The organism is Halorubrum distributum JCM 10118, assembly GCF_000337335.1.
GTDB classification, from domain to species: domain Archaea; phylum Halobacteriota; class Halobacteria; order Halobacteriales; family Haloferacaceae; genus Halorubrum; species Halorubrum distributum.
In genome coordinates, this window is the sequence record NZ_AOJN01000022.1 from 60,831 (window position 1) to 75,417 (window position 14,587).

At 71.5% G+C, this 14,587-nt stretch carries 18 protein-coding genes; 9 read left to right on the top strand and 9 right to left on the bottom strand.

Going from position 1 to position 14,587, the window contains the following annotated elements:
* The first annotated feature begins 261 nt into the window (after nt 1–261).
* Entirely contained in the window at nt 262–1,278 is a 1,017-nt protein-coding gene (locus tag C466_RS03885) for an amidohydrolase family protein (RefSeq protein WP_004595308.1), read from the top strand.
* A 27-nt stretch (nt 1,279–1,305) separates the two neighbouring features.
* Here C466_RS03885 and C466_RS03890 read toward each other — a convergent pair whose 3' ends face one another.
* Complete coding sequence (locus tag C466_RS03890) at nt 1,306–1,785, bottom strand: Lrp/AsnC family transcriptional regulator (RefSeq protein WP_004595307.1); 480 nt, start codon at nt 1,783–1,785, stop codon at nt 1,306–1,308.
* Nucleotides 1,786–1,902: 117 nt separating this feature from the next.
* Between C466_RS03890 and C466_RS03895 the strand changes: the two genes are divergently transcribed.
* The 5 genes from C466_RS03895 to C466_RS03915 all read left to right on the top strand — a co-directional run bounded on the left by C466_RS03895 (nt 1,903) and on the right by C466_RS03915 (nt 3,975).
* Nucleotides 1,903–2,301, top strand: coding sequence for an acyl-CoA thioesterase (locus C466_RS03895; RefSeq protein WP_004595306.1), 399 nt, complete (start codon nt 1,903–1,905; stop codon nt 2,299–2,301).
* A gap of 87 nt (nt 2,302–2,388) precedes the next feature.
* The gene (locus C466_RS03900; protein WP_004595305.1) at nt 2,389–2,628 is read left to right on the top strand and encodes a glutaredoxin family protein; all 240 of its coding nucleotides are present in this window, start codon (nt 2,389–2,391) and stop codon (nt 2,626–2,628) included.
* Nucleotides 2,625–3,158 carry a cob(I)yrinic acid a,c-diamide adenosyltransferase gene (locus C466_RS03905; RefSeq protein WP_004595304.1) on the top strand — a complete coding sequence of 178 codons (534 nt, stop codon included), beginning with the start codon at nt 2,625–2,627 and terminating at the stop codon, nt 3,156–3,158. Before C466_RS03900 ends, C466_RS03905 begins: the two co-directional genes overlap by 4 nt.
* A gap of 77 nt (nt 3,159–3,235) precedes the next feature.
* On the top strand, nt 3,236–3,562 hold the full coding sequence (locus tag C466_RS03910; RefSeq protein WP_004595303.1) for a cupin domain-containing protein: 327 nt from the start codon (nt 3,236–3,238) through the stop codon (nt 3,560–3,562).
* The gene (locus C466_RS03915) at nt 3,562–3,975 is read left to right on the top strand and encodes a rhodanese-like domain-containing protein (RefSeq protein WP_004595302.1); all 414 of its coding nucleotides are present in this window, start codon (nt 3,562–3,564) and stop codon (nt 3,973–3,975) included. Before C466_RS03910 ends, C466_RS03915 begins: the two co-directional genes overlap by 1 nt.
* A gap of 25 nt (nt 3,976–4,000) precedes the next feature.
* Here C466_RS03915 and C466_RS03920 read toward each other — a convergent pair whose 3' ends face one another.
* Nucleotides 4,001–4,909: a Vms1/Ankzf1 family peptidyl-tRNA hydrolase gene (locus C466_RS03920; protein ID WP_004599579.1), complete on the bottom strand. Its 909-nt coding sequence runs from the start codon at nt 4,907–4,909 to the stop codon at nt 4,001–4,003.
* Between the two features lie 205 nt (nt 4,910–5,114).
* Here C466_RS03920 and C466_RS03925 point away from each other — a divergent pair, with 205 nt between their 5' ends.
* Nucleotides 5,115–5,768: a PH domain-containing protein gene (locus C466_RS03925; protein ID WP_004595300.1), complete on the top strand. Its 654-nt coding sequence runs from the start codon at nt 5,115–5,117 to the stop codon at nt 5,766–5,768.
* Nucleotides 5,765–6,295 carry a PH domain-containing protein gene (locus tag C466_RS03930; RefSeq protein ID WP_004595299.1) on the top strand — a complete coding sequence of 177 codons (531 nt, stop codon included), beginning with the start codon at nt 5,765–5,767 and terminating at the stop codon, nt 6,293–6,295. The genes C466_RS03925 and C466_RS03930 overlap by 4 nt, the downstream gene beginning before the upstream one ends.
* A 36-nt stretch (nt 6,296–6,331) precedes the next feature.
* Here C466_RS03930 and C466_RS03935 read toward each other — a convergent pair whose 3' ends face one another.
* The 5 genes from C466_RS03935 to C466_RS03955 all read right to left on the bottom strand — a co-directional run bounded on the left by C466_RS03935 (nt 6,332) and on the right by C466_RS03955 (nt 10,865).
* Nucleotides 6,332–7,117 (bottom strand): TSUP family transporter, encoded by a 786-nt coding sequence (locus C466_RS03935; RefSeq protein WP_004595298.1) that lies wholly within the window; start codon nt 7,115–7,117, stop codon nt 6,332–6,334.
* 223 nt (nt 7,118–7,340) lie between these two features.
* On the bottom strand, nt 7,341–7,685 hold the full coding sequence (locus C466_RS03940) for a DUF5802 family protein (RefSeq protein WP_004595297.1): 345 nt from the start codon (nt 7,683–7,685) through the stop codon (nt 7,341–7,343).
* Nucleotides 7,686–7,767: 82 nt separating this feature from the next.
* Nucleotides 7,768–8,556, bottom strand: a complete 789-nt coding sequence (locus C466_RS03945) for a MarR family transcriptional regulator (RefSeq protein WP_004595296.1) — start codon at nt 8,554–8,556, stop codon at nt 7,768–7,770.
* A gap of 100 nt (nt 8,557–8,656) precedes the next feature.
* The gene (gene gnd / locus C466_RS03950; protein WP_004595295.1) at nt 8,657–9,559 is read right to left on the bottom strand and encodes a phosphogluconate dehydrogenase (NAD(+)-dependent, decarboxylating); all 903 of its coding nucleotides are present in this window, start codon (nt 9,557–9,559) and stop codon (nt 8,657–8,659) included.
* 79 nt (nt 9,560–9,638) lie between these two features.
* Nucleotides 9,639–10,865 carry a threonine synthase gene (locus tag C466_RS03955; protein ID WP_004595294.1) on the bottom strand — a complete coding sequence of 409 codons (1,227 nt, stop codon included), beginning with the start codon at nt 10,863–10,865 and terminating at the stop codon, nt 9,639–9,641.
* 165 nt (nt 10,866–11,030) lie between these two features.
* Between C466_RS03955 and C466_RS03960 the strand changes: the two genes are divergently transcribed.
* Nucleotides 11,031–11,894 carry a helix-turn-helix domain-containing protein gene (locus C466_RS03960; RefSeq protein WP_004599580.1) on the top strand — a complete coding sequence of 288 codons (864 nt, stop codon included), beginning with the start codon at nt 11,031–11,033 and terminating at the stop codon, nt 11,892–11,894.
* Between the two features lie 32 nt (nt 11,895–11,926).
* Here C466_RS03960 and gcvPB read toward each other — a convergent pair whose 3' ends face one another.
* Both gcvPB and gcvPA read right to left on the bottom strand, forming a co-directional pair.
* Nucleotides 11,927–13,357, bottom strand: coding sequence for an aminomethyl-transferring glycine dehydrogenase subunit GcvPB (gcvPB, locus tag C466_RS03965; protein WP_004595292.1), 1,431 nt, complete (start codon nt 13,355–13,357; stop codon nt 11,927–11,929).
* A 1-nt stretch (nt 13,358) separates the two neighbouring features.
* On the bottom strand, nt 13,359–14,567 hold the full coding sequence (gcvPA, locus tag C466_RS03970; protein WP_004599581.1) for an aminomethyl-transferring glycine dehydrogenase subunit GcvPA: 1,209 nt from the start codon (nt 14,565–14,567) through the stop codon (nt 13,359–13,361).
* Nucleotides 14,568–14,587 lie beyond the last annotated feature (20 nt).

Here is a 14,587-nt window from a genome sequence, read left to right on the forward strand (position 1 = left end):
CGACCAGTCACGCGACCGCGGCCGGCGTCCGGAGCGCGTCCGGATCCGGTTTTGGTCGTGTCTACTCTGTTTTGAGAACATAATGTCTATTAAAACTGTCTGTATTCACAAAACGTTCGAATAAACAAAATTATAGAACATTATGTTTATCGGAGCGGCTGGTGAGCGGCGAGCGCGTCGGCCCGGCGACGGGGCGCGTTCACGAACCGTTCGCCGTCGCCACTCAGGAAATCATATCGTTCCCGAGTTCGGAAGGCCGGTATGGAGGAACTCTCGGGGACCGTCCTCGCCGGCGAGTCGTTCGACCCCGTCAGCGGGCGCGTCGTCGTCGACGACGGGCGGATCGAGGCCGTCGAGGAGGCGGCCACCGACTCGACGGACATCGTGCTGCCGGCGTTCGTCAACGCGCACACCCATCTCGGGGACTCCGTCGCGAAGGATGCGGCGGTCGGCCTCTCGCTCGACGAGGCCGTGGCGCCGCCGGACAGCCTGAAACACCGCCGACTGGCGGCCGCCGACCGCGACGAACTGGTGTCGGCGATGCGGCGGACCCTCCGGTTCATGCGGCGGACCGGCACGGTCTCCTGTCTCGACTTCCGGGAGTCGGGACCCGCCGGCGCGCGGGCCCTGCGCGAGGCGGCAGCCGACACCGGCGTCGACCCGTTCGTCTTCGGGAGCGACGACCCGTCTGTCCTCGACGTCGCCGACGGCTACGGCGCCTCCGGGGCGAACGACGACGACTTCACCGCGGAGCGCGCCGCCTGCGAGGAGCGCGGCCGACCCTTCGCGATCCACGCGGGCGAACCGGACGCGACCGACATCCACCCGGCGCTCGAGTTGGACCCGGACCTCCTCGTTCACATGGTCCACGCCGAGGCGGACCACTTGGAGCGCGTCGCGGACCAGTCCGTTCCGGTCGCGGTCTGTCCGCGAGCGAACGCGGTCCTCGACGTCGGAAAGCCGCCGATTCGGGAGCTGCTCGATCACACGACGGTCGCGCTCGGCACGGACAACGTCATGCTGAACCAACCGTCGATGTTCCGGGAGATGGCGACCGCGGCGAAGCGGTTCGACGTCACCGACCGGGAGGTGCTGCGGATGGCCACCGCCGCGGGCGCCGAGATCGCCGGCCTGGACTGCGGGGTCGTCGAACCGGGCCGCCGGGCGGCGCTCCTCGTCCTCGACGGCGACTCGGACAACCTCTCCGACACCGAAGACCCGGTGGCAGCGGTCGTTCGGCGGGCGACCGGGCTCGACGTGAAGCGGGTCGTCGGCTGACCGCCTCTCCGGCCCGCCCCGCCTCGGTCAATCCTCGCCGTTCCGCTCGACGTCGAACTCACCGAACGGGGTCGTCTCGTGGGTCCGCACGAGTACCTCGTCGGCGACGGTGACGCCCATGTCGAGGAGCGCCTGCGCCACCGGCGTGATGTCGTCGTCCGACTCGCCGACCACGGTCACGAGGAGGTTCTGCTCGCCGGTGACGAGCTCCTGGACCGACACGACGCCGTCGATGTCGAGGATGTCCGGGATGAGCTCGCCGCGCTCCGGAATCGACGCGGTGCAGTAGAGCAGCATCCGGAGGGGGTACCCCGACCGCTGGTAGTCGACGCTGGCGCTGTACCCCTTGATCACCTCCTCGGACTCGAGCCGCTGAATCCGCTTGCGGACGGTGCTGTCCGAGGTGCCGGTCCGCTCCGCGACGTCCCCGGACGACGTGTTCCGTGCGTCCTCCTGTAGCGCGTACAGGATCGCCCTGTCGACGTCGTCTATCGCGCCGTTGTCCATACCGCGGTGATAGACGCGCGGCCGTTTTATACGTTGTCGAGACCGCCACGTCCGCGTTTTCGGCCGTGGTCGTCCCGATCCCGACGCCTACATACGATCCCCGCCAGTGGGTCGGATATGGGTACGTACACCGCGGACATCGACGTGCGGTTCCGCGACATCGACGCGATGGGTCACGTCAACAACGCCGTCTACGCGACGTACATTGAGCAGGCGCGGACGCGGTACTTCAGCGACGTCCTCAACGCCGACCTCTCGCGCGTGTCGACCGTGCTGGCGTCGATATCGATCGACTTCCGGCGGCCGGTCGAGCTCGTCGACGGCGAGGTCATCGTCACCGTCGACGTGGCCGACCTCGGGCGGTCGAGCGCGACGATGGTCCACGAGGTCCGGGCCGGCGGCGAGGCGGCCGCGGAGGCCGAGGCGACGCTCGTCTCCCTCGACCCGGAGACGGGGGACCCCGCACCCATCCCGGAGGAACACCGGGCCGCGATGGAGTCGTACCACGACCTGTGAGGCGCTCGGGCGAGGCTCCGCGCCGCGGTCGCGGCGGGGGGAGGCGCGGACGCACACCTTCTTGACGGCGCGGACGGATCGATCGGTATGAGCGTTCGACTGTACGCCCTCGACGGGTGTCCGTTCTGCGAGACGGCCGCCGAGGCGTTAGACGAGGCCGGCGTCGAGTACGAGACGGAGTGGGTGGAGGCGCTTCACTCCGACCGGAACGAGGTCAAGCGCGTCAGCGGCCAGCGCGGCGTCCCCGTCCTCGTCGACGAGGAGCGCGGCGTGACGATGGCGGAGAGCGCGAACATCGTCGAGTACGTCGAGAGGACCCTCGCATGAGCATCTACACCGGCCGCGGCGACGAGGGCGAGACCGACCTCCGGGACATGAGCCGGGTGTCGAAGTCGAGCCACCGCATCGAGGCGTACGGCTCCGTCGACGAGGCGAACGCGCTGCTCGGCACGATTCGCCCGACGGGCCACGACGACGTGGACGACCTGCTGGAGACGATCCAGAACCACCTCCACATCGTCCAGGCGGACCTCGCGAACCCCGATCCCGACCCGGAGGACCCGCAGGTCGAGAGCGAACACACCGAGGCGTTAGAGGCGCACATCGACGCGTTCGACGAGGAGCTGGAGCCGCTCACGTCGTTCATCCTGCCCGGCGGCGGGGAGGCGGGGGCGGCGCTCCACCACGCGCGCGCCGTGGCGCGACGGGCGGAGCGCCGCGTCGTCGACCTCGCGCGCTCGGAGCCGATAAACGAGGCCGTCGTCACCTACCTCAACCGGCTCTCGGACCTCCTCTTCACCCTCGGGAGGGTCGTCAACGCGCGCGACGGCGAGCCGGAGGAGTCGCCCTCGTACTGAGCCCGCGCCGTTTCGACCGCGGGGGCGTCCCGGGTCCCGAGCGCGCGATTTTTCCCCGTCCCGCGCGAGGTGCGGGTATGACGCTCGACAGCTACGCGACGGCGGTCTCCGGTCTCGACCCGGCACCCGGCGAGGTCGAGACCGCGGAGCTCGTCGTCACCGACGACGTGCTCGTGAAGGCGTTCGTCCTCGGCCCCGACGCGGCGGTCGACCCCCACGAACACGCCGACGCCACGAACGTGTTCCACGTGGTGGAGGGCGAACCGACCGTGGTCCGCGACGACGAGGAAGCGGCGCTCGCGGCGCCCGCGGTGGTACCGAACGAGCGGGGCGCGGTCCACGGCGCACGCAACGACACCGACGACCGGGCCGTGCTCACGGCCACTCTCGCCCCCCTCCCCTGATGGACGGCGAAATCGACCCCGAGGAGCTGTCGGCGCTGTTCGACGAGCGCGACGGCTCCGCGGACGACACCGACGGCGACGACGACGAATCCGAACCGCTCCGTATCGTCGACATCCGCGACCAGCGCGCGTTCGACCGCGGCCACCTCCCCGACAGCGAGTGCATCCCGTTCCCGGAGCTGACGAGTCGGATCGCGGAGCTCGAGGGAGCAGAGCGGATCGTCACCGTCTGTCCGCACGGCGTCGCCAGCCAGCAGGCGGCCCAGCTGATCGGCAGCTACGAGGGCACGCAGGACGCGCGCGTCGAGAGCCTCCGCGGCGGCATCGAGGCGTGGGAACAGGAGGTTGGCGAGCTGACCGAATCGGAGAACCCCGACGCCGACCCGGACGAAGGCCCCGAATCGCCCTTCTGACGGGGGGTTGCCCCTTTTAAATGGCTCAGATAGCGCGGACGCGGACTCGCCAGAAGTCGCGGAACGCGTCGTCGAGCGCCGCCTCTGGCTTCCCGGTGGCGTCGGAGACGTCAGTCACATCGGCGCGGTCTCGCACCCGGCCGAGGACGCTGCGCTCGCCGACGGCGATCACGCGGTCGACGTCGTCCCCATCGGCGACACCGGCGAGCGTCTCGTTCGCCTTCTTCAGGTGGTCGTCGATCTGTCCCTCGCGGCGGCGCTCGAAGCGCCCCTGCGAGAAGCCGCCCTTCGAGTGCGCCTCCTTCACGTCGCTGGTGAACCCCTCGAAGGCGACCCGCTCGTCGCCCTCGTAGGTGCCGACGGCGAACACGTCGGAACGGACCAGCGCGAACGCGAATCGACCGGTCGGGCGGAACCACGCGTCGTCGAGCCGAAATTCATCGCCCCAGCGGTCGAACGGTTCCGGTTCGATCGGCGGGGTCAGCGCCGCGCTCACGGCGCCGGTGTCGTCGGCGAGGACGACCGCGGGCGCGGCGCGCCGGACCAGTTCCGTGCGGTCGCCGAACCAGTCCGAGACGGTCGCCGGAACCGAGTCGGCGTCCGGGACGTACGCCGCAAGTAGCCCCTCGGGGTCGTCGCTCTCGACGCTCCGAAAGCGGTCGAGCACGTCGGCCAGCCGCGAGCCGCTGCGGTCGCTCACGCGCCGGAACTCGACGGACGCCTCGGTCCCCTCGGCGCGCTCCAACCGCTCTTCGAGCGACTCGATCCGGTGTTCGAGTTCGTTGACGCGCTCCTCGGCGCGCTGGCGGTCGGCGACCGCGTCGGAGCGCCGCTCCTCCTCGGCCTCGGCGCGGCGTTCGAGGTGACGCTTCTCCTCCTCCAACTCCTCGATGCGCTCCTTCAGTTCGGCGCGCCCGAGCAGCCTGTCGATCATACCGAATTCGCGACCCGCCGCGACGTAAAAGGTGCGTCTGCGGCGGAGACGGACGCCGCTCTCCGGGCCGTCCGCGCGTCGCGCCACCGTCCGCCGCCGTCTCCCGCGCGACCGTTCGTCGCCGCGTTCACGTCGTCCGCTTCGCGCGTGATCCGATCGGTGCGCCTCCGCCACCGTTTTAGCGTCTCCCGACGCTTCGGGGGATATGTCGTCTCCGTCCCTCCAAGAGGAACCGAAGACCGGCAACGGCGTCACCGCCGACCTCGACCTCGACTGGCTGTCGCTCGAGGACGACGAGGAGATCCGCTGGGCGAGCACGCCGCACAGGTACAGCGTCGTCCCGGCGCTTCTCGTCGGCGTTCCCCTGTCGCTCGTCCTCGTCGGGATCCCGATCGTCGCCGCGAGCTACCTCCAGTACAAGAACACGAACTACGTCGTCACGAACAAGGGGCTCTACAGCAAGCGGGGCATCCTCTCCCGGGACGTGAAACAGATCGGGTTCGAGAAGGTACAGAACATCTCCTACTCGCAGTCGGCCATCGGTTCGTCGCTCGGGTACGGGTCGGTCGAGGTCAGCACCGCCGGCGGCTCCGGCGTCGAGCTACGGTTCCGGAGCATTCCGGACCCGGCGTCGGTCCAGGAACTGATCGCCAGGGAGATCGACGCCGGAAAGCGGGACAGCGCCGACGGCGACGGCGACGCCGACGACGTGCTCGCCGAGATCCTCGTCGAACTTCGCGCGATCCGCTCCGCGGTCACCGATGACGGTGCCGGCGGCGACGCCGAGACGCCGACCGCGACCGGCGAGGACGTCGGCGCCGAGCGGACCGCGTCGGAGACGGCGCGCGAGGACCGATGACCGGCGACTGGTGGTTTCGGCACGACGACGAGACCGTCGTGTGGACGGGTCGCCCGCGGCTGTCGGCGGCGCTCGGCGGGGGCGTCGTCGGCGTCGCGACCGTCGCCGTCGCGCTCCTCGCGGCGGCCGCGGTCGACCCGCGCATCGCCGCGGCGAGCCCGCTGGGCGTCGGCATCGCCGGCTGGGAACTGCTCCGCGTCACACGGACCGACTACGTGGTCACGACTCGAGCGATCTGGTCGAAACGCGGCGTGCTCGGCCGAAAGGTCCGCCGCGTCGGGCTGGCACAGGTACAGAACACGGCGTACAGTCAATCGGTGACCGGTTCCGCGTTCGGGTACGGCACGGTCACGATCGAAGTCGCCGGCGGGCCGGACCTCGAGCTCCGCCGGATCGACGACCCACAGGTGGTCCGACGGTCGATCACCGACCGGACCGGGACCGTCGACCGCGAGCCGCCCGGGACGGTCGAGCAGTGGCGGGCGGTGCTGTCCGTCGTCCGCGACATCGAGGCCGCAGTCGACTGACCGGCGGCGACTCCGGCGGAGCGACGGCGACACCGGTCAGGCGACGCCCGCGCCGCCGAGTATCAGCCGGAGCCCGATGACCGTGAGGAGGCCGAGGACGAGGCCGCGCCGGAGCCGCTCGCTCACGCGGTCTCGGAGGCGAGTCCCGACGGCGACGCCGGCGACCGCGGGGACCGCGGCGGCGGCCGACGCGAGCGCGAACGCGGCGTCCGGGTAGAGTCCGAGCGCGCCCGCGGCCCCGACGCGAAGGCCGTTGATCCCGACGAACACCAGCGCCACGACGCCGACGAACACCCCGTGCGAGAGGTCGAAGCTCCGGACGAACGCGACCAGCTGGACGCCGACGTTCGTCGCGCCGAACAGGACGCCGGAGACGACGCCCACGACCCCCATGACGAGCGGGCCTTCGGCGCGCTCGCGGTCGGCCGAAGTCGGCAGCGGCGGGAGCGAGACCGCGCGCTGCGCGGTCGCCACGAACCCGAGCGAGACGACGCCGAGCAGGACGCGCAGGGGAGCCGCCGGGAGGCGATCGAGCAGCGCCATCCCCGCGAGGGTGCCGACGAGCGCGGCCACGAGCAGCGGTGCGAACCGGGCCCCGCAGGTCCGCAGTTCCTCGCGCGTGAGCTCTCCGACGAGGGCGACGTTCACCGCGAACATCGGGACGATCATGAACGCGACGGCGGCCGCCGGGTCGAGCGTCGACGCGAGCACCGTCGTCCCCACGACCGCGAAGCCGAACCCCGCGACCCCGTTGACGGCGCCCGCGACCGCGACGACGACCGCGACGGTCGCCACCAGCTCGGCCGAGAGCGCGAGCGCCATACGTTCGACACGAGCCGGACCGGCATAATAACACGAGTGCCCGATCGGGCGGCTCCGGCGGCGTCCGCGGCCCGACATCGAACCATTTCGCGCTTACGCGGTCGCTATGCCGGTCGGTCCCACGCGCAGTTCGACTCGACGCGCGGGCCCGCCCTTGTCGGTCTCCGGGCGCTACCGCCGCGGCCTTCGCCGTTCGCGACTCCCTCAGACACGCGGCGGCGTCCTACGCGTTCACGAACGGCTCCCACCCCTCCCAGCGGAGGAGCGTCTCGGCGCGGTCGGCGTCCGCCAACAGCACGTTCCGCCGGTCCGGGAGCGTCTCGTCGGCGAGTCCTCGGGGAATCGCGAGCGTGCCGCTCGGTACGTCGTCGTCGCCGCCGACCGGAATGTGGCCGCCGTCGACTTTCATCACGAGGGGCGCGTCGAGTCGCTCGACCCCCTCGCCGTCCGCGTACAGCTGCTCGTTGACGTGTTCGTGGTCCGCCCGCCGAATGACGGCGCGCTCGCCGTCGTGGGGTTCCACGTACAGTTCCCCCAGGTAGTAACCGCTCGAGAATCGCTCGAACATTCTATGCGTGTTACTCTCTGCCATGACCGTATATAAGCGTTTCCCGCGGCTCGCGCGCGCTGAGATTCGGCCGGGACGTCCGCTACGGAGCGAGCGCGTCGCCGTCGTTCGCCCGGTAGTACGCCGCCAGCTGGGTGCCGCGCTCGCGCTCGGCCTCGAACAGGTCGGCGAGCCACGCCACGGCGTCCGAGTCGTCGTTCGCGGCGTACCCGAGGAAGTTGCCCTTGTCGCCGTGGATCGCGAGGTACGCCGTCGTCCGGCCGTCGACGGTGCTCAGGTACCACGCGAACGGGAGGTCGGCGACGACGCTCACCTCAACCTCGGCCTCGACGATGGAGCGCGCCCGCTCCGGGCTCTCCGCGGCCAGGTAGTCCGCGACCGACTCCGTCAGGACGTACGACAGCTCCAGCGACCCCTCGACGACGGTGCGGCGGTACAGCGTCGAAACGAACTGCTCGTCGTTGGCGGCGATCGACGCGCCCCGGAGCCGGTCGGCGGCTTCGGCGACGCGCTGAAGCCGGGACAGCACCGTCGCCGGCGGCGTCTCGGCTATCGTCACCACCTCGGCGTCCGCGAAGAACCGGTGGTTCCGCGGCGACGACGGGAGCTCGTTGAGGACGCCGTTCGCGGTCTCGACCGCCTCCGCGACCGCGACCGCCTCGTCGACGGTGTCCAACAGGATCCGGCCGGCGTACGTCGCCTCGTAGCCGTCCGCGCCGCGCTCGACGAGCCCGTCCGCTTCGAGGGCCCGGACCGCTCGGTTGACCGTCGACCTGGAGTGCTCGAACGCGTCGACGAGGTCCCGGATCCGCGCGGGACCGTCTGCGAGGTGGACGAGGTACTGCCGACGACTGAAGGCGAGGTCGAGCACGTGTGAACTGTCGGACAGCCTTCAGTAATACGTGTCGCTTGAAGAGGACGTCACGCCGCGTGCGGGGACCGTCGCGCCGATGCCGCGCGCGCCGGGACGGCTACGCGTCGTCGCGCCGCGCGACCTCGTGGCGCCCGAACCCGTACCGGAGCCGGTTCGCGAGCCGGCGCGAGAAGCGACCCTCGTTGCGCGAGTCGAACCGCTCCGCGAGCGCCTGATAAATGATGGGGACGGGAACCTCCTGTTCGAGCGCCTCCTGAACCGTCCACGTGCCCGTCGAGCCGCCCGCGACGTGGTCCGCCACGTCGCCGAGGTCCGACCCCTCCTCGCGGAACGCCTCCTCGCAGAGCTCCAGCAGCCACGACCGGATCACGGCGCCGTTGTTCCAAGTGCGCGCCACCGACTCCATGTCGAGGTCGTAGCGCCCGTCGGTGAGCAGCTCGAACCCCTCGCCGTACGCCTGCATCAGCGCGTACTCGACGCCGTTGTGGACCATCTTCACGTAGTGGCCCGAGCCCGACTCGCCCATGCGGTCGTGGCCGTCCGGACCGGTCGCCACCGCGTCGAACACCGGCACGAACTCCTCGTAGGCCCACGCCGGGCCGCCGATCATCAGCGAGAAGCCGGCCTCGGCGCTCGCGGGCCCGCCGGAGGTGCCGCAGTCGAGGTACGCGGCGTCCGTCTCCTCGGCGCGGCGCACCGACTCCTCGAAGTGGGAGTTACCGCCGTCGACGACGACGTCCTCGCCGTCGAGGTGCGGCTCCAGGTCCGCGAGCGTGGCGTCGACCGCGTCGCCCGCGGGCACCATCAGCCAGATGCGCTTGTCGCTTCCCAACCGGTCACACAGGTCGGCCACCGAATCGGCCGGCTCCGCGCCCGCCGCCGCCGCTTCCGCGGTCGCCTCCGCCGAGAGGTCGAACGCGACCACGTCGTGGCCCGCCTCCAGCGACCGGTTCGCGACGATCTGCCCCATCCGCCCGAGTCCGATGACGCCGAGTTCCATGCGCGAGGAGTGGCGACCCCCCGCCGTAGTGGTTCCGGTTCGACGCCTCGGCCCGTGGAGAGGGACGTCTGCCTCTCCCTTACTCGCCCGCCTCTGCCTCCCGCTCGCCGAGGTGCGCGCGCAGCGCGTCGACGTCCTTGTTGCCCGCGCCGGTGTTCAACAGGACGACCGTGTCGTCGGGGCCGAACTCTCCCGACTCCGCGAGCGCGAACGCCCCCGAGACGGCGGCCGCGCAGGTGGCACCGACCTCCAGCCCCTCGCGCCGCGCGACATCGATCGCGGCGTCGAGGATCTCCCGGTCGGTCGTCGCCACCGCCCCGCCGCCGGACTCGCGGACCGCATTCAGGATGAGGTGGCTCGCCCCCGGGTCCGGGATCGCGATCCCGTTACAGGCCGTGTCGACCTCGTCGTCGTCGAGCGGCTCGTGCCGGTCGGCGCCCGACTCGTAGGCGTCGACGACCGGGGCGCAGCCCGCGGCCTGCGCGGCGTACATCGGGACCAGCTCGTCGGTCCACCCCAGGTCACGGGCCTCCCGGGCCGCCTTGTGCATCCCCACCAGCCCGACGCCGCCGCCGGTCGGGTAGACGACGCCGTCTGGCGCCTCCCAGCCGAGCTGGGCCAAAAGCTCCAGCGCCATCGTCTTCTTCCCCTCGTGGCGGTACGGCGTGACGAACGTCTTCGTCGAGTACCACTCCGGATGCTCCTCTATCGCCTCGGCGTACGCCTTCCCCGCGTCGCCGATCTGGGAGTTCCCGTCGATCGGGTCGGTGACGGTCAGGTCCGCGCCGTGGACCTCCGTCATCGCCTTCTGGGTGAATCCGGCCCGCGAGGGGAGGAACACGTGCGCGTCGAGGTCCGCGCGGGCCGCGTACGCCGCGGCCGCCTGCCCCGCGTTGCCGGCGCTGTTCAGCGCGACCTCGCTCGCGCCGTGCTCGCGCGCGGCCGTCATCGCGGCCGACTGCCCGCGGTCCTTGAACGTCCCCGTGGGGTTCGCCCCCTCGTCTTTCAGGAGGACGCGGCCGACGCCCATCGCGTCCGCCAGCGACGGGCACTCGACGAGCGGCGTGGCGCCCTCGCCGAGCGAGACCGCCGTCTCGGCCGGGAACGGGAGGAGTTCGGCGTACCGCCACATCGACCCGTCCGGGCGCGCGTCGAGCGTCTCCGGCGTCAGGTCGATCCGGTCGTAGTCGTAGTCGGGGTCGAGGATCCCGTCGCAGTCGGGACAGCGGTGGGTCGCCGCCTCGGCGTCGAACGTCTCCCCGCAGTCGACGCAGGTCAGGCCGATGAACGCCTCTGTGGTCTCCATGGGTCCGCGCTCGCGTGCCGGAAACTTCGGTGCTGCGGTCGCGGCGGGTACTTAGGGTCGAAACGTATGAAGGGGTACGCCGAGGGAGCCCGCCGTCGTACCCACGTACGAGATGCCCACATCAGCGACCGCGTCCGATCCGCCGGGGGAACCGAGGTGGGACCGATGAGCCGAACCGACCTGCGGTTGGACCTCCCGACCGGATCGTGGCTCGGGGACGTCTCCCGGCGCGTCCCCGCGGCGACGCTCCGGGTCGCGGAGACGATCGCGGTCGACGGCGACGACCGGCAGCCGACCGACGGCGACCCGGCGGTGGCCGCGACCGTCCGCGTCGGCGGCACCGACAGGGACCGCGTCGAGGCCGCGCTCCGCGACCACGAGCACGTCTCGCGCGCGACTGCGGTCGAGCGCCGCGGGGACGTCCGCACGCTCCGAGTGGTCGGACGGGCCCCCGCGTACCTCCCCGCGGCGCGCGCGGTGGGCCTCCCGATCGAGTCGACGGTCGAGGTCGTCGACGGCCGCGCGGCGGTGACCGTCGTCGGCGACCGGGGCCGGATCGAGGCGTTCGGCCGCCGGCTCGCGGGCGACGGGATGACGGTCGGCGTCGCCGCTACGGGTGGTGACGACCCGGACCGGACGCTCACCGAGGCCCAGCGCGACCTCGTCTTCGAGGCGGTCAGGGCGGGGTACTACGACACCCCCCGCCGGTGTACGCTCACGGAGTTGGCCGAGGCGAACGGGATCGCGAAGTCGACGTGTAGCGAGACGCTCCACCGCGCCGAGGGACGGGTGATGCGCCGGTTCGTCGACGGCGAGGGCCCGTTCGCTTCGGAGTCGAACGCCGAGGGGGCCGCGGCCGGCGAGGCCGAGTCCCCCCAGACGGCGGCCTTCGACGGCGAGGAGTTCGACGGTGAGGACCGCGACGCGGACGACAGCGACGACAAAGAGTTCAGCGACGACCGCGACGCGGACGAGCTTGAAGCCCGCGACCGCGAGGAGCCGGTGCGGTCGGCGGCGACCGAGCCCTGACGCGGTCGATCTCCCTTCCCGCGCCCGAGCGGCTACGCCTCGTCGAGCGCCTGCCACGAGAGCCGCGGATTCCGCGCGGCGCCGACCTGGTCGATCCGGCCCGCGGCCGTCCGGTTCGGGGCCGCGTCGAGCGCCTCGTCGGTGTCGGCGTACGCGAGGTTAAACGCCTCCGCGAGGTCGTCGAGCGAGGACTGCCCCTCGATCTCGGTCGGCTCGGTCAGCATCGCCTCCGGCACCATCTCCGGCCACTTCGTCGTCGGCGGGTGGACGCCGAAGTCGAGCATGCGCTTGGCGACGTCGGCCGCGTCGCGGTCGCCCGCGGTCGCGGCGAACTCGTGGTGGAACGGGCCGAAGGGCACGTCCAGGTCGATCCGCTCGGCGAGGTAGTTCGCGTTGAGGACGGCCTTCGCGGCCGCGTCCGACAGCCCCTCGTCGCCGAGGCGGGCGATGTAGGCGTACGCCTTGATCGACACGTGCCAGTTGCCGGCGAACCCGTGGACCTTTCCGATCGTGTGGGCCGGCTCGAACCGCTCGTACCCCGACCCCTCCGCCGCCTCGCGGACGCGGGGCGTCGGGAGGAACGGCGCCAGCTCGTCGACGACGCCGACCGGGCCGGCGCCGGGACCGCCGCCGCCGTGAGGCGTCGCGAACGTCTTGTGGACGTTGTAGTGCATCACGTCGAACCCCATGTCGCCGGGGCGCCCGCGGCCGAGCAGCGCGTTGAGGTTCGCGCCGTCGTAGTAGAGCAGGCCGCCGGCGTCGTGGACGATGTCGGCGATCTCCGTGATGTCGCGCTCGAAGAGGCCGACCGTGTTCGGGTTCGTGAGCATGAGGGCGGCGGTGTCGTCGCCGACGGCCGCCTCCAACGCCTCGAGGTCGACGCGGCCGTCCTCGCCCGAAGGGAGCTCGACGACGTCGTAGCCGGCGGTCGCGGCGGTCGCGAAGTTCGTCCCGTGGGCCGACGCCGGGATCACGACCTCCGAGCGGTCGTTGCCGTGGTGTTCGTGGTACGCCTTCGCGACGAGGATCCCCGTCAGTTCGCCGGCGGCGCCCGCGGGCGGCTGGAGCGTGACCGCGTCCATCCCGCCGATGTCCGCGAGGACCTCCTGGAGCCGGTACTGGAGTTCGAGGTTCCCCTGCGCCGAGCGCGCGGAGCGGTCGGGGTGGATCGCCGCGTTCGGGTCCGCCGCCACGTCCTCGGTGAACTTGGGGTTGTACTTCATCGTACAGCTCCCCAGCGGGTACGGCCCCGAGTCGATCGCCCAGTTCATCTGCGAGAGCCGGGTGTAGTGGCGCGCCGTCTCCGGCTCCGAGGGGTTCGGCAGCGTCAGCTCCTCGCGGGTCAGGTCGTCGGGCAGCGGGGAGTCCTCGCGAACGTCGACGGTCTCCTGCCCCTTCTCCGAGAGCAGCGGCTCGCGCACGTCCTCTCCCTCTCGCTCGTAGTTGGCCTGGTCGTGGATCATCTCAGAGCACCTCCTCGAAGGCGGCGACGAGCCCGTCCGTCTCTCCCGCGTTGAGGTCGGTGACGCACACCTGGAGCAGGTGCTCGCCGATCGCGTGGACCGCGAATCCTTCGGCCTCCAGGTCCTCGGCGACGGCCGGCGCGGGCTGGTCGACCCGCACCGCGAACTCGCGGAAGTGGTGGCGGTCGTGGACCGGGGCGGCCGCGCCGGACAGCTCGTCGATCCGCGCCGCCAGCGCCTCGGCCTCGCGGACGCAGTCGTTCGCGAGGTCGACGAGGCCGTCGGGGCCGAGCGTCGCCGCGTGGATCGCCGCGCGGAGCGCGACCCACGCCTGGTTCGTGCAGATGTTCGAGGTGGCGCGCTCCTTGCGGATGTGCTGCTCGCGCGTCTGGAGCGTCAGCGTGTACGCGCGGTCGCCGTTCGCGTCCTCGCTCGCGCCGACGAGGCGACCGGGGACCTGCCGCAGGAACTCGTCGCTACAGGCGAAGAGCCCGAGTCCCATCCCGTAGGCGGTCGGCAGGCCGAGCGAGCCGGCCTCGCCGACGACGACGTCGGCGCCGGCGTCCGCGGGCGATTCGAGCACCGACAGCGCGACGACGTCCGAGCCGAGCGCGAACAGCGCGTCCGTGTCGTCGGCGAGGTCGCCGATCGCCGCGAGCCGCTCCTCGATACAGCCGCGGACGGTCGGGCTCTCGGCGTACAGCATGACGACGTCGTCGCCCGCGCGCTCGGCGAGGGCGTCGACGTCGGCGGTCCCGTCGGCCATCGGGTACGCCTCGACGGTCAGGTCGGCGCCGTCGCAGTAGTTCTCAAGGACGGCGCGCTTCCCCTCGCGGAGCTGTTCCGGGACGAGGACGGTGTCGCCCGAGGTCGACCGGACGCGGTCCGCGAGCGTCGCGGCCTCGCCCAGCGCGGTCGCGGCGTCGTACATCGAGCAGTTCGCGACGTCGAGCCCGGTGAGCTCGACCAGCATCGACTGGTACTCGAACAGCGCCTGGAGGAACCCCTGCGAGACCTCCGGCTGGTACTGGGTGTAGCTCGTGAGGAACTCCGCGCGGTCCGCGAGGTGGTCGACGACGCTCGGCACGTAGTGGCCGTAGTGGCCCCGACCGAGGAACTCCGTGAGGTCGTCGTTGCGCGCGAAGACCCGGGCGCACTCGTCGCGGATCTCGCGTTCGGTGCGCGCGTCGATGCCCTGTCTCTTATACACATCTCTGATGGCGCGAGGGA

Excerpts from the sequence above, each read along its gene's own strand:
- C466_RS03910 (WP_004595303.1), top strand. The coding sequence starts at position 3,236 with ATGACGCTCGACAGCTACGCGACGGCGGTCTCCGGTCTCGACCCGGCA.
- C466_RS03935 (WP_004595298.1), bottom strand. The coding sequence starts at position 7,117 with ATGGCGCTCGCGCTCTCGGCCGAGCTGGTGGCGACCGTCGCGGTCGTC.
- C466_RS03895 (WP_004595306.1), top strand. The coding sequence starts at position 1,903 with ATGGGTACGTACACCGCGGACATCGACGTGCGGTTCCGCGACATCGAC.
- C466_RS03955 (WP_004595294.1), bottom strand. The coding sequence starts at position 10,865 with ATGGAGACCACAGAGGCGTTCATCGGCCTGACCTGCGTCGACTGCGGG.
- C466_RS03925 (WP_004595300.1), top strand. The coding sequence starts at position 5,115 with ATGTCGTCTCCGTCCCTCCAAGAGGAACCGAAGACCGGCAACGGCGTC.
- C466_RS03905 (WP_004595304.1), top strand. The coding sequence starts at position 2,625 with ATGAGCATCTACACCGGCCGCGGCGACGAGGGCGAGACCGACCTCCGG.
- gnd (WP_004595295.1), bottom strand. The coding sequence starts at position 9,559 with ATGGAACTCGGCGTCATCGGACTCGGGCGGATGGGGCAGATCGTCGCG.
- C466_RS03900 (WP_004595305.1), top strand. The coding sequence starts at position 2,389 with ATGAGCGTTCGACTGTACGCCCTCGACGGGTGTCCGTTCTGCGAGACG.
- C466_RS03885 (WP_004595308.1), top strand. The coding sequence starts at position 262 with ATGGAGGAACTCTCGGGGACCGTCCTCGCCGGCGAGTCGTTCGACCCC.
- C466_RS03920 (WP_004599579.1), bottom strand. The coding sequence starts at position 4,909 with ATGATCGACAGGCTGCTCGGGCGCGCCGAACTGAAGGAGCGCATCGAG.
- gcvPB (WP_004595292.1), bottom strand. The coding sequence starts at position 13,357 with ATGATCCACGACCAGGCCAACTACGAGCGAGAGGGAGAGGACGTGCGC.
- C466_RS03930 (WP_004595299.1), top strand. The coding sequence starts at position 5,765 with ATGACCGGCGACTGGTGGTTTCGGCACGACGACGAGACCGTCGTGTGG.
- C466_RS03940 (WP_004595297.1), bottom strand. The coding sequence starts at position 7,685 with ATGTTCGAGCGATTCTCGAGCGGTTACTACCTGGGGGAACTGTACGTG.
- C466_RS03960 (WP_004599580.1), top strand. The coding sequence starts at position 11,031 with ATGAGCCGAACCGACCTGCGGTTGGACCTCCCGACCGGATCGTGGCTC.
- C466_RS03915 (WP_004595302.1), top strand. The coding sequence starts at position 3,562 with ATGGACGGCGAAATCGACCCCGAGGAGCTGTCGGCGCTGTTCGACGAG.
- C466_RS03890 (WP_004595307.1), bottom strand. The coding sequence starts at position 1,785 with ATGGACAACGGCGCGATAGACGACGTCGACAGGGCGATCCTGTACGCG.